Consider the following 15,812-nt stretch of genomic DNA (forward strand, 5'->3'; position numbering starts at 1 on the left):
GCGCCTGGTCAGAAACGGGCCTGCAGGCTCAGTTCCACCGAGCGCGGCGCGCCCAGGTAGTACATGGTCGGGGTCGCGTACGCGGCATAGACCTTGTCGGTCAGGTTGCGCACGCGCGCCGTGACGCTGAGGCTGCGGTTGATGCGGTGCGACAGCGCCGCGTCGAACACGGTGTAGGACGGCGTCTGCACCGTGTTGGCGGCGTCCGCGTACATGCGGCCCACGTAGCGCGCGGCCAGGCTGGCGCTCCAGTCGGGCGCGAAGGCGTAGTCCAGCCAGACGTTGGCCAGGCGCCGCGGCGTGTTGGCCGGCACGTTGCCGTTGCGCGAGACCGGCACGCCGCCCACCGCCTGCGAGAAATCGTCGTACTGCGGATCGACGAAGGCGGCGTTGGCCTGCAGGGACAGGCTGGAGCTCAGCTGCAGGCCGCCGGCCAGTTCGATGCCGCGCGCCGACTGCGCGCCCACCGGCACGCTGACGCCGGGATTGTCCGGGTCGGAGGTGGCCATGTTCTTGCGCCTGATCTCGTACACGGCCAGGGTGGCCGACCCGCGGCCGTCCCAGAAATTGAACTTGGCGCCGGCCTCGGCCTGCCAGCCGGTGGTGAGCTTGTCGTTGTTCAGCACGTCGGCGAACGAGGCCGTGGCCAGCAGGCCCGAGGGAGGATCGGCCGCGGTGGCGTACTGCGCGTACAGCGAGGCCTCGGGGCTCAGCTCCCAGTTCACGCCCAGCCTGCCGGTCAGGGGCGAATAGCTGCGCTGCGCGCTGGCCGGCGAGGCGGCGGTGACGGCGCGGCGGTTGGTCAGGTCCAGGTCGATGAAGTCCTTGCGCAGCGCCGACACGATGGCCACGCCGGGCAGCACTTCGGTGCGGTTTTCCAGCGTCAGCGCCAGGGTGCGGATGCGGTTGTCGCGGTCGGCGACGTGGCCGCGCGTCATGCCGGGTATGTCGTAGAAGTCCCCGGCCGCGAAGTCGTAGGGATCGACCGCGTCCACCTGCGCGGGCAGGCTGGTGGGATAGCGCGTGACCTTGTTCTCGCTGAAATCGGCGCCGAACGACCAGTCGCTGGGCAGGCCGGCCAGCGTGGAGCGGTACAGGCCTTCGACACGGTTGCCCAGCAGGCTTTGCTCGTGGCGCTGCAACAGCGCGCCGGAGCGCAGCACCAGGCTGTTGCCGGCATTGAGGCGGTAATTCTCCAGGTTGCGGTAGTCGCGTTCGGCGCGGTAGTAGTACAGCGTGTTCTTCAGCGTCAGGTTGGCGCCGGCGCGCCATTCCGTCAGCGAGCGCGCCCACAGCACGGACTGCTCGTACAGGCCGTCGTTGACGTTGTAGTTCTTGAACCGGGTGCCGTCCAGGATGTGGCCGGTGCCGCGCACCACGCCGTCGGGGCCGGTCTTGAGCGGCGTGCCCCAGTAGGGGCGGTCCACCTGCTCGCGCTGGTATTCGAAGGCGAAGGTCTGGGTCACGTCGGCGCCCAGGTCCGATAGCAGCGACACCGCCACCTGGCTGGCGCGGCTGTGGTTGCCGTCGATCCAGCCGTGGCTGGAGCCGGTGTTGGCGTCCAGGCGCAGGTAATGGCCGCGCCCGCCCGGCTCGCCGGCCAGCTGCTGGTTCAGGCCGACCGAAGCCTGGCGGCTGTCGAACGAACCGATCCGCAGCTGGCCTTCGTAGAAGGTATCGCGCTGCGGCAGCTTGGTGACGTAGTTGATGGCGCCGCCGACCGCGCCCGCGCCGAACAGAAAGGTGGACGGCCCGCCGATCGCCTCGACGCGGTCATAGATCCAGCTGTCCACCGGCCGGCCCGCGACGGCGTCGTACTGCACCGAGATGCCGTTGAACAGCTGCCCGACCTGGCCGCCGGAGAAGCCGCGGTAGCTCACCGCGCCGGGGTTGCCCGGCGGCGAGGCGTTGTCCACGCCCGCGATGCCGCGGGCGATTTCCTGGGTGTTCAGCGACCCGCGCGCCTCGATCTGGTCGCGCGTGATCACGGTGACGCTGGCCGGCGTCTCGCGCAGGGTCAGGCCCAGGCGGCTGCCGGTGCTGTCCTGCACGTCCAGGTCGATCGGGCCGTTGGGCGCGGGCGCCTCGTGGGCGGCGCCGACCACGGTGGTCGGGGCCAGCGTCTGCACGGCGGGTTCGGCGCCCTGGGCGCAGGCGTTGCCGCCGGCGAGCGCGCCGAGCAGCAGGGTATAGCGGGTGGTTTTCTTCATGTCTGGAACCGGTGGTCCGTCCCGCGCGCCCGGCTGCGCTGCCGAAAACGGGCAGGGCGGGTCGGATCGCGAGGGCCGGGATGACGGCGCGCCGCCGCCGGCGCAGGGCGCGCGGCGGGAACGTGGCGACGGGGAAACGAGCGGACGGGCGCGCGCGGTCCGCCTTCAGGCGGCGCGGCGGCGCGGGCTCAGTTCGCGGGCGGGGCGCGCGGCTGGGCCGCGCTCCAGGCATGAAGCGGGTGCGCCGCCAGGAAGAACAGCGGCGGGTAGGTGACGGCGCGCCCGACCGGAGCGGGCACCACCGGCACCGGCGCGGGCAGGATGCCCACGTCGGCATGGGGATTGCGGCAGAGCGGGCAGTGGTGGCTGTCGCCGTGCGTGTCGGTCGCGGTGCCGTCGCCGGCCGGCGGCACGTCCAGGGTCAGGGAGGCCGGCGCCTGGTCGCCGCCGACGCAGTAATCGACGCTGATGCTGCGATGCGCGCCGTGGGCGTCCGAGGGCAGGCCCAGCGCATGAGCCAGCGATGGCGCCAACGACGCCCACAGGATCGCGGCGAGTGCGATCCATGTTGCGGGGCGGGTCAGGAACGATGCGAAGCTCATGGCGCGAAATTATATCGGAGGGCGCCACGTTTCTTTCTATACGGACAAATGCCGTCGCACGTCGTCGCCGTCGATCGCCTCGCGCTCGCCGCTGGCCACCACTTCGCCGCGCGACAGCACGACGAACCGGTCCGCCAGCTCGCGGGCGAAATCGAAATACTGTTCGCACAGAAGGATGGCGATGTCGCCGCGCCGGCGCAGCATGTGGATGACGCGGGCGATGTCCTTGATGATCGAAGGCTGGATGCCCTCGGTGGGCTCGTCCAGGATGATGAGCCTGGGTTCGGCCACCAGGGCGCGCGCGATCGCCAGCTGTTGCTGCTGCCCGCCGGACAGGTCGCCGCCGCGGCGCGACAGCATGGTGGCCAGCACCGGAAACAGTTCGAACACCTCTTCCTTGATGCGGCGCGCGCGCGCCGCCGGCCTGACCGCCATGCCCATCAGGATGTTCTCTTCGACCGTCAGGCGGGCGAAGATGTCGCGGCCCTGCGGCACGTAGGCGATGCCGCGCGCGGCGCGCTGGTGCGGGGCCAGGCGGGTGATGTCGGCGCCGTCGAACACGATGCTGCCGCGGGCCACCGGCAGCACGCCCATCACGCATTTGAGCAGCGTGGTCTTGCCCACGCCGTTGCGCCCCAGCAGCGTCAGGCATTCGCCCTGCCGCAGCGACAGCGAGACGCCGCGCAGGGTATGGCTGCCGCCGTAGTATTGGTCGATCGCGTTCACGTCCAGCATTTCAGCGCCCCAGATAAACTTCGATCACGCGCGGATCGGCCTGCACCTTGCTCATCGGCCCTTCGGCCAGCACCGAGCCCTCGTGCAGCACCGTGACCTTGCCGCCGTCCGCGATCTGATTGACGAAATCCATGTCGTGCTCGACCACCATCAGCGAATGGCGCCCGCGCAGTTCGTTGAGCAGTTCGCCGGTGCGCTCGGTTTCGGCGTCGGTCATGCCGGCCACCGGCTCGTCCAGCAGCAGCAGCTTCGGCTCCTGCATCAGCAGCATGCCGATTTCCAGCCATTGCTTCTGGCCATGCGACAACAGCCCGGCCGGCCGCGCCGCCTCGGGCCGCAGCCGGATCAGGTCCAGCGTTTCGCCTATCCTGTCGGCCTGCTCGCCGCTGAGGCGGGCGAACAGCGTGGGCCGCACGCGCTTGTCGGTCTTCATGGCCAGTTCCAGGTTTTCGAAGACCGTGTGCTGTTCGAACACGGTGGGCCGCTGGAATTTCCGGCCTATGCCCGCGTGCGCGATCTGCGCTTCGTTCAGCGTGCTCAGGTCGATGCTCTGGCCGAAGTAGGCGCTGCCCGCGGTGGGACGGGTCTTGCCGGTGATGACGTCCATCATGGTGGTCTTGCCCGCGCCGTTGGGGCCGATGATGCAGCGCAGTTCGCCCACGCCGATGTCCAGCGTCAGGTCGTTGAGGGCCTTGAAGCCGTCGAAGCTGACCGTGATGCCTTCCAGGTACAGGATGGCGCCGTGGCTGGTGTCCAGGCCCTTGGGGCTGACCCGGCCGTAGCCGGCCTCGCCGCTGGGGCCGCCGTCCAGCGCGGCGGAGTCGATGCGGGGCGCGTTCATGCCTTTCTCCCTTGGATGCGCTGCGCGGCGCGGCGCGCCAGGCCGACCAGGCCGGTGGGCAGGAACAGCGTCACCAGCACGAAAATCAGGCCCAGCGCATACAGCCAGAATTCAGGCAGCACGCTGGTGAACCAGGTCTTCAGGCCGTTGACCGCGCCCGCGCCGACGATGGGGCCGATCAGCGTGCCGCGTCCGCCGGTGGCGACCCAGATCACCATCTCGATGGAAGTTTCCGTGGACATTTCGCTGGGATTGATGATGCCGACCTGCGGCACGTAGAGCGCGCCGGCGATGCCGCACAGCACGGCCGACAGGGTCCAGACGAACAGCTTGAAGCCCAGCGGGTCGTAGCCGAGAAAGCGCAGCCGGCTTTCGCCGTCGCGCACCGCCGTCAGCACGCGGCCCAGCTTGCTGCGGGTGACCAGGCGCGCCGCGATCAGCGCGCCGGCCAGCGCCGCCAGCGTGATCCAGTACAGCGCGGCGCGGGTGCCCGGAGCGGTGATGTCGAAGCCCAGGATGCGCTTGAAGTCGGTAAAGCCGTTGTTGCCGCCGAACCCCGTGTCGTTGCGAAAGAACAGCAGCATGGCGGCGAAGGTCAGGGCCTGCGTGATGATGGAGAAGTACACGCCCTTGATGCGCGAGCGGAAGGCGAAGTAGCCGAACACGAAGGCCAGCACGCCGGGCGCCAGCACCACCAGCAGCATGGCGTACCAGAAATGCTCGGTGAAGGACCAGTACCAGGGGTAGTCCTTCCAGTCCAGGAACACCATGAAGTCGGGCAGGTCGCTCTGGTAGACGCCGTCGCGGCCGATGGCGCGCATCAGGTACATGCCGTGCGCATAGCCGCCCAGCGCGAAGAACAGTCCGTGGCCCAGCGACAGGATGCCGGCGTAGCCCCACACCAGGTCCAGCGCCAGCGCGGCCATGGCGTAGCACATGAACTTGCCCAGCAGCGCCACGGCATAGGCCGATACGTGCAGCGGATGGCCGGGCGGGAACGCCAGGTTCAGCAGCGGCAGCAGCGCCAGCGCGGCGGCGGCCGCGGCCAGCGCCGCCCAGGCGCGGCGCGAGTACAGCGGGGCGCGGACGGGCAGGGTCGGATCGATCGGGAAACTCGATTTCATTCGACGCTCCGGCCGCGCGGGGCGAACAGGCCTTGCGGCCGCTTTTGGACGAACAGCACGATGAGCGCCAGGATGATGATCTTGGCCATGACGGCTCCTGCGTAAGGTTCCAGGAATTTATTGACCCCGCCCAGGCCCAGCGCGGCGACGACGGTGCCGGCCAGCTGGCCCACGCCGCCCAGCACCACCACCATGAACGAATCCACGATGTAGCCGCGGCCCAGGTCCGGTCCGACGTTGCCCAGCTGGGACAGGGCCACGCCGGCCAGCCCGGCGATGCCCGAGCCCAGGCCGAAGGCCAGCATGTCCACGCGGCCGGTGGGCACGCCGACACAGTCGGCCATGCGCCGGTTCTGGGTGATGGCGCGCACGAACAGGCCCAGGCGGGTGTGGTTCAGCAGCGCCCACACCAGGAACACCACGAAGAAGGCGAAGCCGATGATGACCAGCCGGTTGTAGGTCAGCACCAGCCCGCCCAGTACCGTGAGGCCGCCGGACATCCAGGCGGGATTGCTCACTTCCACGTTCTGCGCGCCGAACAGGGTGCGCACGCCCTGCATCAGGATCAGGCTGATGCCCCAGGTGGCCAGCAGCGTTTCCAGCGGCCGGCCGTAAAGCCAGCGGATCACGGTGCGTTCCAGCGCCATGCCCACCAGCGCGGTCACGACGAAGGCCAGCGGCAGCGCCGCCAGCACGTACCAGTCCAGCCAGCCCGGCAGCCAGGCGCGGAACGCCGTCTGCACCACATAGGTCACGTAGGCGCCTATCATCAGCAGCTCGCCGTGCGCCATATTGATGACGCCCATCAGGCCGAAGGTGATGGCCAGGCCCAGCGCCGCCAGCAGCAGCACGCTGCCCAGGCTGACGCCGTAGTAGAGATTGCCGGCCCATTCGATCGTGGCCAGGCGGCGGTCGATCTGCTTGAGCGCGCGCGCGGCGGCCTGGCGCACGCCGGCGTCGGGTTCCGCATAGGCCCCATCGCGCTCCAGGGTCAGGGCGGCCAGGGTGGGGCGGAACACCGCGTTGCCGGTTTCGCCCAGCACCTGCACCGCATGGCGCCGCTTAGCGGGATCGTCGCTTTTCAATTCCAGATTGGCCTGCGCGATCTCCAGCGCATCGCGTACGGCCGGGTCCCGCTCGGCGGCCAGCGCCTTCGCAAGCATGGGCAGGCGCGCGGGGTCGCCGGTCTGCTGAAGCCGGCGGGCCGCCGCCAGGCGCACGGCGGGCTGGTCGGCGTACAGGCGCGCGCCGGCCAGCGCGGCCTCGATGGCGCGGCGCAGGCGGTTGTTGACCATCACGGCTTCCGCGTCCGCGGGCAGCTCGGCGGCGGCGCCCGTCGCGGCGTCGGCGGCGCGCGGGCCGCCGTCGCCGATCAGCAGGCGGCCGTCGCCGCCCGCGTAGAGCCGGCCTTCGCCCAGCGCCTCCAGTACGGCCGTCGCGCCGGGGTCGGGCAGCTCGCCCAGCGCGGCGATCGCTTGCAGCCTGGCGTCCGTGTCGTCGCCGGACAGCGGCGCGAGCAGGGCCGGGTCCACGCCGGCCGCCGCCTGCAGCGGCAGGGACGCCAGCCACGCCAGAAGAAAACGACGCAAGTAGAGAGCGATGACAGCGATGCGCATGGCTGCGGTTCCGGTGTGCGTCATAGGCCTTGCTTGGCTTCATTGCCCGGGATGTACGGACTCCAGGGCTGGGCGCGGATCGGTCCCTTGCTCTTCCACACCACGTTGAACTGGCCGTCCGCCTTGATCTCGCCGATGTAGACCGGCTTGTGCAGGTGATGGTTGGTCTTGTCCATCTCGATGGTGTAGCCGTCGGGCGCGTCGAACTTCTGGCCGCCCATGGCCGCGATCACCTTGTCCACGTCCGTGGTCTTGGCCTGCTCGACCGCCTGCTTCCACATGTGGATGCCGATGTAGGTGGCCTCCATCGGATCGTTGGTCACGACCGTGTCGGCGTTGGGCAGCTTGTTCGCCTTGGCGTAGGCCTTCCATTTCTCGATGAAGGCCGCGTTGACCGGGTTGCGGATCGACTGGAAGTAGTTCCACGCGGCCAGGTGGCCGACCAGCGGCCTGGTGTCCACGCCGCGCAGCTCTTCCTCGCCCACCGAAAAGGCCACCACCGGCACGTCGGTGGCCTTCAGGCCCGCGTTGCCCAGCTCCTTGTAGAAGGGCACGTTGGAATCGCCGTTGATGGTGGAGATCACGGCGGTCTTGCCGCCGGCGGCGAACTTCTTGATGTTGGCCACGATGGTCTGGTAGTCCGAGTGGCCGAACGGCGTGTAGATCTCGTCGATGTCGCTGTCCTTGACGCCCTTGGAATGCAGGAAGGCGCGCAGGATCTTGTTGGTGGTGCGCGGATAGACGTAGTCGGTGCCCAGCAGCACGAAGCGCTTGGCCCCGCCGCCGTCTTCGCTCATCAGGTACTCCACCGCGGGAATGGCCTGCTGGTTGGGCGCGGCGCCGGTGTAGAACACGTTCTTCTCGAGTTCCTCGCCTTCGTACTGCACGGGATAGAAAAGCAGCCCGTTCAGTTCCTTGAACACCGGCAGCACGGACTTGCGCGACACCGAAGTCCAGCAGCCGAAGACCGCCGCCACCTTGTCCTGCGACAGCAGCTGGCGCGCTTTCTCGGCGAACAGCGGCCAGTTCGACGCGGGGTCCACCACCACGGGTTCGAGCTTCCTGCCCAGCACGCCGCCGTTGGCGTTGATCTCGGCGATGGCCATCAGGGCCACGTCCTTGAGCGAGGTTTCCGAGATCGCCATGGTGCCCGAGAGCGAATGCAGGATGCCCACCTTGATGGTGTCCTCGGCGGCGTACGACTGCGGCATCCATCCCGACAGGGCCAACAGGCTCACGGCGGTCAGTTGCTTAAGGGCTAGTCTGCGTTTCATGGTGACTCCTGAAAGGGAAGGCGCCGGCCTGGCCGGCTGGAACGGCGGCTTGCTCGATATGCATGCCCGCCATGACTTCAAAGCAAAGCCCATGCCAGGTCGGTGAGGGTCCGTGGCGCGCCATGAGGCGCACGGGCGGGCAGGGCGGTGGGCGTGGGTCGATGTGGTGCCGCACGCACAACAAGGGTGCGAAAACGGCCCGTTCCGGTGCGCGCGCGGCGGGCCGCCCGCGGCGCTTCCGGGCCGAACCGAGGATGGCGCCGGGGAGCAGGCCGACATGGCATACCTATTGCTTGGGAATCCATACGTGAATACCAACGAGGATCCCAGCATGAATGCCGCAGCAACGCAGAAAGGCCCTATCCGCAATCAGGCAGTCCATGACGGGCCGCTGGCCTGGACGATCGCGCAGTGGCAGGCCGCCTACCGCGACGGCGGCGCCGTGCCCGAGACGCTGCTGGCGCCGTGGGCGACTTGCGGCGGCCCCGCGGACAATGCCTGGATCGCGCGCGTGGATGGCGCCATGCTGGCCCGCCAGCTCCACGCGCTGCGCGGCCTGCTGGAAGCTGCCGGCGGCGACCTCGCGCGTCTGCCGCTGTATGGCGTGCCGTTCGCGGTCAAGGACAATATCGACGCCGCCGGCTGGCCGACCACGGCCGCCTGCCCCGAGTTCGCCTATGTGCCGGACGAGGACGCCGGCGTGGTCGCCCGCCTGCGCGCGGCCGGCGCCATTCTGGTGGGCAAGACCAACCTGGACCAGTTCGCCACCGGGCTGGTGGGCACCCGCTCGCCCCACGGCGCCGTACCCAACGCCTTCGATCCGGCCTATGTGAGCGGCGGTTCCAGCTCGGGCTCGGCCTCGGTGGTGGCGCGCGGCCTGGTCGCGTTCGCGCTGGGCACGGACACCGCGGGCTCGGGCCGGGTGCCGGCGGGCTTTAACAACATCGTCGGCCTCAAACCCACCAAAGGCCGGCTCAGCACCGCCGGCGTGGTGCCGGCGTGCCGCACCCTGGACTGCGTGTCGGTGTTCGCATTGACGGTGGACGATGCCGAACTCGTGGCCGACATCGCGGCCGGCTTCGACGAGCGCGATCCCTATTCGCGCGAGCAGCCCACGCAAGCCGCGCCGGCCTGGCCCGAGCGGCCCAGGCTGGCCATTCCCGCGCAGCTGGAATTCTTCGGCGACGCGCAGGCGGCCGCCGCCTTCGAAGAGGCCGTGCGCCGGTTGAGGGACGGCGGGGCGGCGGTCGAGGCGATCGACTTCACGCCCTGCAGCGAACTGGCGGCGCTGCTCTATCAAGGGCCTTGGGTGGCCGAGCGTTTCGCCGCCGTGGAAGCGCTGTGGAATGCAACCCCGGACGCCATCCATCAGGTGGTGCGCGGCATCGTCGAGCAGGCCGCCGGCTACAGCGCGCTGGATGCGTTCAAGGCGGAGTACCGGCGCGCGGCGCTGGCGCGGCGCATCCACCGGTCGCTGGCGGGCTTCGACGCGCTGGTCGTGCCGACCTCGCCGGCGATCTACACCATCGCCGAGCTGGAGGCCGACCCGGTGACGCTCAATTCGCGCCTCGGCATCTATACCAACTTCGTCAATCTGGCCGATTTGTCGGCGCTGGCATTGCCGGCGGGGATGCGCGCCGATGGCCTGCCCGCCGGCATCACGCTGATCGCCCCCGCCTGGCACGACCGCGCGCTGGCGCGCTTCGGCCGCCAGTGGCAGGCGCGCCTGGGGCTGCCGCTGGGCGCCACCGGCGCGCCGCTGCCGGCGCCCGGCCCTGCCCGAGAGCCGGCCGCCGACGCGGTGCGCGTGTCCGTCGTGGGCGCGCATCTGCGCGGCATGCCGCTGAACCATCAGCTGACCTCGCGCGGCGCCGTGTTCGTCGAACGTACGCGCACGGCGGCCGATTACCGCCTGTACGCGCTGGCCAACACGTCGCCGCCCAAACCGGGCCTGGTGAAGCGCGACAGCGGCGCGCCCATCGAGGTGGAGCTCTGGGACGTGCCGCTGGCGGCCTTCGGCGCCTTCGTGGCGGAGATTCCCGCGCCGCTGGGCATCGGCACGCTGGAGCTGGAAGACGGCCGCCAGGTCAAGGGATTCATCTGCGAACCGCGCGGCCTGGAGGGCGCGCGCGACATCACCGCTTATGGCGGCTGGCGCGCCTACCTGGCCAGCCTCGACGCCAGCCCCGCCCCGCTTCGCTAACACCCGACAGACTTCTGGGAGCCGCAACGTGTTCGATACCGTTCTGATCGCCAACCGAGGCGAAATCGCCGTCCGCGCCATCCGCAGCCTCAAGCGGCTGGGCATCCGCAGCGTGGCCGTGTACTCCGATCCGGACCGCAACGCCGCGCACGTGCGCGAGGCCGACGTGGCCGTGGCGCTGGGCGGCGAGAAGGCCGCCGACAGCTACCTGCGCATGGACCTGCTGCTGGCGGCCGCGCGCGAGCATGGCGCGCAGGCGATTTATCCGGGCTACGGATTCCTGTCCGAGAGCGCCGAGTTCGCGCAGGCGTGCGAGGACGCCGGCATCGCGTTCGTCGGCCCCACGCCCACGCAGATCCGCGAGTTCGGCCTGAAGCACCGCGCCCGCGAACTGGCGGCCGCGGCAGGGGTGCCGATGACGCCGGGCACGGGCCTGCTGGGCAGCCTGGGCGAAGCGCTGTCGCAGGCCGAGCGCATCGGCTACCCGGTCATGCTCAAGAGCACCGCGGGCGGCGGCGGCATCGGACTGTCGCGTTGCGCCAACGAGGCCGAACTGACCGCGGCCTTCGATGGCGTGCAGCGCATGGGCGAGCATTTCTTCAAGGATGGCGGCGCGTTCATCGAACGCTACGTGGATAACGCCCGCCACATCGAGGTGCAGATCTTCGGCGACGGCTGCGGCCGGGTGCTGGCGCTGGGAGAGCGCGACTGCTCGGTGCAGCGCCGCAACCAGAAGGTCATCGAGGAAACCCCGGCGCCGCGGCTGCCGCAGGCCACCCGGGCCGCGCTGCACGCGGCCGCGCTGCGGCTGGGCGAGTCGGTCTGCTACCGCTCGGCGGGCACGGTGGAGTTCATCTACGATCCGGCGCGCGACAGCTTCTATTTCCTGGAGGTGAACACGCGGCTGCAGGTCGAGCATCCCGTGACCGAAGAGGTGACCGGCCTGGATCTGATCGAATGCATGCTGCGCGTGGCCGCCGGCGAGGCGCTGGACTTCGACGCCATGTCGCGCGCGCCCCGCGGCGCGGCGATCGAGGTGCGCCTGTACGCCGAGGATCCGCTGCGCCAGTTCCAGCCCGCGCCCGGCGTGTTGACCGAGGTGTCGTTTCCGCCCGGGGTGCGGGTCGATGGCTGGGTCTCGACCGGCACGGAGGTGCCGGCATTCTACGACCCCATGCTGGCCAAGCTGATCGTCCATGCGCCGACGCGCGAGCAGGCGCTGGACCGGCTGGCCGAGGCGCTGGCGCGGACCCGGCTGCATGGCATCGCCACCAACCTCGACTACCTGCGGCAGATCGTGGACGACGCGCGCTTTCGCGCCGGCGAGCTTTCCACGCGCTTTCTGGACGGCTTCGTCTACCGGCCGGCCGCGATCGAGGTGCTGGAGGCGGGCACCTACACCAGCGTGCAGGACTATCCGGGGCGCGAGGGGTATTGGAACATCGGCGTGCCGCCGTCGGGGCCGATGGACGACTATGCGTTCCGCATGGCTAATCGCATCGTCGGCAACGCGCCCGACGCGGCCGGGCTGGAAACCACGCTGGTCGGTCCGACCCTGCGATTCCATGGCGACGCCATCGTGGCGCTGACGGGCGCGGCGTGCGCCGCCACGCTGGACGGCGAGCCGCTGCCCATGTGGCGGCCGGTGGCGGTGCGCAGCGGCCAGGTGCTGTCCATCGGCCGGGCGCTGTCGGGCTGCCGCGGCTACCTGGCCGTGCGCAACGGCCTGGACGTGCCGGTCTATCTGGGCAGCCGTTCGACGTTCGCATTGGGCCAGTTCGGCGGCCACGCCGGGCGCACGCTGCGCGTGGGCGACGTGCTGCCCCTGGTGCGCCCGGAACTGGCGGACGCCGCGCCGGCCCTGTCCGCGCCGCAGGCCGCGCCGGCCGAACTGATCCCGGCCTATGGCGACACCTGGGAAATCGGCGTGCTCTACGGTCCCCACGGCGCGCCCGATTTCTTCCGGCCCGAGGCCATCGAAGCCTTCTTCGCCGCCGATTGGGAAGTGCACTACAACTCCAACCGGCTGGGCGTGCGCCTGATCGGTCCCAAGCCGGCCTGGGCGCGCGAGAACGGCGGCGAGGCCGGCCTGCATCCGTCGAACATCCACGATTGCGAATACGCCATCGGCAGCATCAATTTCACCGGCGACAGCCCGGTCATCCTGACGCGCGACGGCCCCAGCCTGGGCGGCTTCGTCTGCCCCGCCACCATCGCCCGCGCCGAGCTCTGGAAGGTCGGCCAGGTCAAGCCGGGCGACCGCATCCGCTTCGTGCGCATGGACTACGCCCGGGCCGTGGCGCTGGAAGCGGCGCAGGACAGGCGCGTGGCCGAACTGGCGGCCGCGCCCGAGGCCGCGGCGCGCGCGCCGGCGGCGGCGTCCGAGGCCATCGTGGCGGCGCTGCCGGCCCGGGGCTCGCGCCCGTCGGTGACCTACCGCCAGGCCGGCGACGGCTACCTGCTGCTGGAATACGGCGACAACGTGCTGGACCTGGCGCTGCGCATGCGCGTGCACCTGCTGATGCAGGCGCTCGACGCCGATCCCGTCGCCGGCGTGCGGGAACTGTCGCCGGGCGTGCGCTCGCTGCAGATCCGCTACGACAGCCACACGATCGCGCAGGACGCGCTGATCGCGCGCCTGCTGGAGATCGAAGCCGGCCTGGCCGACGTGGCCACGCTCAAGGTGCCCACCCGCGTCGTCCATCTGCCGATGGCGTTCGAGGACTCGGCCACGCTGGGCGCCGTGCGGCGTTACCAGGAAACCGTGCGCGCCGAGGCGCCGTGGCTGCCCAACAACGTGGATTTCATCCAGCGCATCAACGGCCTGGAAAGCCGCGAGCAGGTCCGCGACATCGTGTTCGGCGCCAGCTACCTGGTCATGGGCCTGGGCGACGTGTACCTGGGCGCGCCCTGCGCGGTGCCGATCGATCCGCGCCACCGCCTGCTGACGTCGAAGTACAACCCCGCCCGCACCTTTACCGCCGAAGGCACCGTGGGCATCGGCGGCGTGTACATGTGCATCTACGGCATGGACTCGCCCGGCGGCTATCAGCTGGTCGGCCGCACCCTGCCCATATGGAACAAGTTCCTGAAGAACCCGGTGTTCCAGGACGGCAAGCCGTGGCTGTTGCGATTTTTCGATCAGGTGCGCTTCTATCCGGTGACCGAGGCCGAACTGGACGCGCTGCGCGCCGATTTCCGGGAAGGCCGGGCCGCCGTCCGCATCGAAGAGGAAGTGTTCGACTTCGCCGCGCACCAGCGCTTTCTGGCGCAGCAGGCCGACAGCATCGCCGCGTTCCAGGCGCGCCAGAAACGCGCGTTCGACGCCGAGGTGGCCTTGTGGAAGGCCGGCGAGGCCGAGGCGGCGCAGCACGCCGCCGAGACCGAGCCAGACCTCGAACCGCAGGCGGCGCTGTCCGAAGGCGAGCGCCTGGTCAGCGCCGATATGTGCGGCAACGTCTGGAAGATTCCGGTTCAGGTGGGCCAGAGCGTGTCGGCCGGCGACACGCTGGTGGTGGTCGAGGCCATGAAGATGGAGCTGTCCGTCGTCGCGCCCGCCGCCGGCACCGTCGCCGCCATCCGCTGCGCGCCCGGCAAACCGGTCAATGCCGGCGATCCGCTCATCGTCCTGGCCGAAGACGTTTCCTGCCCGGTGAACTGACCATGCGCGGGGAACTCATGACGCCCGGCTCGGCGCTGCGGCAGGCGCCGGCCCTGGCCCGATCGCTGGCCGAGCAGGTCTATCAAAGGCTCAAGGCCGACCTGTTCGACTTCCGTCTGCTGCCGGGCGAACGCTTTACCGAGGCGGATCTGGCGGCGCGCCTGGGCGTGAGCCGCACGCCGGTGCGCCTGAGCCTGGCGCGCCTGGAACGCGAGGGCTACGTGCTGCCGCGTCCGCGCAGCGGCTGGCAGGTGCGGCCCTTCGACTTCGAGCGGTTCGAAGCGCTGTACGACGTGCGCGTGGTGCTGGAGCAGGCGGCGGTGCAACGGCTGTGCGCGCGCGAGCGCGTGGACCAGGCCGGCATGCTGGACGCGCTGCGGGAGGTATGGCTGGCGCCGCCGCGCCAGCGCATCGCCGACGGCCGGCAGGTGGCCCAGCTGGACGAGGCTTTCCATTGCGCGCTGGTGGCCGCCGCCGGCAACCCCGAGATGACGCAGATCCACCGCGAAGTGACGGAAAAGATACGCATCGTCCGGCGCCTGGACTTCACCCAGGACCGCCGGGTGGACGCCACCTACGACGAGCATGCGGCCATCCTGCGCGCGGTGCTGGCGCGGCGCGCCGACGAGGCGGCGCAAATGCTGCGCGAGCATATCGGCGCGAGCAAGGCCGAAGTGCGCAAGATCACGCTGCACATGCTGCAACAGGCGTGCGGCGGCCGCGCAGCGGGCTAGCCCTGCAGCTGGCGGTAGACCTCCTGCGACACGCGCTGCAGTTCCTCGCGGCTGACCGCGCCGGACAGCGCGTAGCCGAACTGGCCCTCGACCCAGTAGAACACCCGCACGGCGCCTTCCTGCGTGAACTGGAAGGCGGTTTTTTCTCCGGTCGCCTCGCGCGTGACGTACAGCGTCAGGCGCTGCCCGTCGGGGGAGCCGTACATGAAGAGCGCGACCGGGCCGGCGCCGCCGGGCAGCAGGCGTCCGCCCATCAGCTCGTAGCCGGCCTGCGACAGCGAGGGCGCGCGCACCGGCGCGCCCATGCGCTTGGTCAGCCACTTGACCAGGCCCGCTTCGTTGTCCACGCCAACTTCCACCGGGCGGCCCATGTCGGACGCGTAGACCGCGTGGGCGATGGCGGCGCGCTGCGCATAGCCGCCGGCGGCGCGTTCGGGGGCGGCGGCGGCCAGCACCGTCTGCAGGTGGCGGGCGTCCATCGCGCCGCGCGCCATCCAGGCCGCGCTGGCGCTGATCGCGGCCACCGCCACGCCGGCGGCCAGCGCGCGCCAGGGCCAGTGGCGCGCCGGCGGCGCCAGCGGCAGGCGCAGCGGCAGCGGTTCGTCGAGCACGGGGTCCAGCAGCGCGTGCAGCGCGCGGCGCTGCGCCTTCCAGTCGTCCACCCGCGCCTGGTCGTGCGGATGCGCGCCCAGGAAGGCCTCGACCTCCGCATGGCGCGCCGGCGGCAGCTGGCCGTCGGCATAGGCATGCAGATCGGCCTCGGTGATGGGGGCGCCCGGGCCGGGCACCGGGTGCAGGCGTTTGTCGTTCAT

11 protein-coding genes are annotated in these 15,812 nt (G+C 70.4%); 3 read left to right on the forward strand and 8 right to left on the reverse strand.

The window, feature by feature from the left end; all coding sequences use genetic code 11:
• Positions 1–8: 8 nt before the first annotated feature.
• The 7 genes from AC1M14_RS05465 to urtA all read right to left on the reverse strand — a co-directional run bounded on the left by AC1M14_RS05465 (position 9) and on the right by urtA (position 8,402).
• Positions 9–2,210, reverse strand: a complete 2,202-nt coding sequence (locus tag AC1M14_RS05465; protein ID WP_479731165.1) for a TonB-dependent receptor — start codon at positions 2,208–2,210, stop codon at positions 9–11.
• 188 nt (positions 2,211–2,398) lie between these two features.
• Positions 2,399–2,812, reverse strand: coding sequence for a DUF2946 domain-containing protein (locus AC1M14_RS05470; protein ID WP_102773768.1), 414 nt, complete (start codon positions 2,810–2,812; stop codon positions 2,399–2,401).
• Between the two features lie 36 nt (positions 2,813–2,848).
• Positions 2,849–3,547, reverse strand: a complete 699-nt coding sequence (gene urtE, locus AC1M14_RS05475) for an urea ABC transporter ATP-binding subunit UrtE (RefSeq protein WP_479731166.1) — start codon at positions 3,545–3,547, stop codon at positions 2,849–2,851.
• A gap of 1 nt (position 3,548) precedes the next feature.
• The gene (urtD, locus tag AC1M14_RS05480; protein ID WP_102773766.1) at positions 3,549–4,388 is read right to left on the reverse strand and encodes an urea ABC transporter ATP-binding protein UrtD; all 840 of its coding nucleotides are present in this window, start codon (positions 4,386–4,388) and stop codon (positions 3,549–3,551) included.
• Positions 4,385–5,512 (reverse strand): urea ABC transporter permease subunit UrtC, encoded by a 1,128-nt coding sequence (gene urtC, locus AC1M14_RS05485; protein WP_102773765.1) that lies wholly within the window; start codon positions 5,510–5,512, stop codon positions 4,385–4,387. The genes urtD and urtC overlap by 4 nt, the downstream gene beginning before the upstream one ends.
• Positions 5,509–7,128 (reverse strand): urea ABC transporter permease subunit UrtB, encoded by a 1,620-nt coding sequence (gene urtB / locus AC1M14_RS05490; RefSeq protein WP_479731167.1) that lies wholly within the window; start codon positions 7,126–7,128, stop codon positions 5,509–5,511. The genes urtC and urtB overlap by 4 nt, the downstream gene beginning before the upstream one ends.
• A gap of 20 nt (positions 7,129–7,148) precedes the next feature.
• Positions 7,149–8,402: an urea ABC transporter substrate-binding protein gene (urtA, locus tag AC1M14_RS05495; RefSeq protein WP_111825703.1), complete on the reverse strand. Its 1,254-nt coding sequence runs from the start codon at positions 8,400–8,402 to the stop codon at positions 7,149–7,151.
• A 331-nt stretch (positions 8,403–8,733) separates the two neighbouring features.
• Between urtA and atzF the strand changes: the two genes are divergently transcribed.
• From atzF to AC1M14_RS05510, 3 genes are read left to right on the forward strand one after another with little or no spacing between them, the layout of a single operon-like run.
• Positions 8,734–10,605, forward strand: coding sequence for an allophanate hydrolase (gene atzF / locus AC1M14_RS05500; RefSeq protein ID WP_479731168.1), 1,872 nt, complete (start codon positions 8,734–8,736; stop codon positions 10,603–10,605).
• 28 nt (positions 10,606–10,633) lie between these two features.
• Complete coding sequence (uca, locus tag AC1M14_RS05505) at positions 10,634–14,266, forward strand: urea carboxylase (protein ID WP_479731169.1); 3,633 nt, start codon at positions 10,634–10,636, stop codon at positions 14,264–14,266.
• A gap of 2 nt (positions 14,267–14,268) precedes the next feature.
• Positions 14,269–15,000 (forward strand): GntR family transcriptional regulator, encoded by a 732-nt coding sequence (locus tag AC1M14_RS05510; protein ID WP_479731170.1) that lies wholly within the window; start codon positions 14,269–14,271, stop codon positions 14,998–15,000.
• Here AC1M14_RS05510 and AC1M14_RS05515 read toward each other — a convergent pair.
• Positions 14,997–15,812 (reverse strand): anti-sigma factor family protein, encoded by an 816-nt coding sequence (locus AC1M14_RS05515; protein WP_479731171.1) that lies wholly within the window; start codon positions 15,810–15,812, stop codon positions 14,997–14,999. The two genes, AC1M14_RS05510 and AC1M14_RS05515, sit on opposite strands and share 4 nt — an antisense overlap.

Source organism: Achromobacter sp. SX5 (assembly GCF_056711425.1).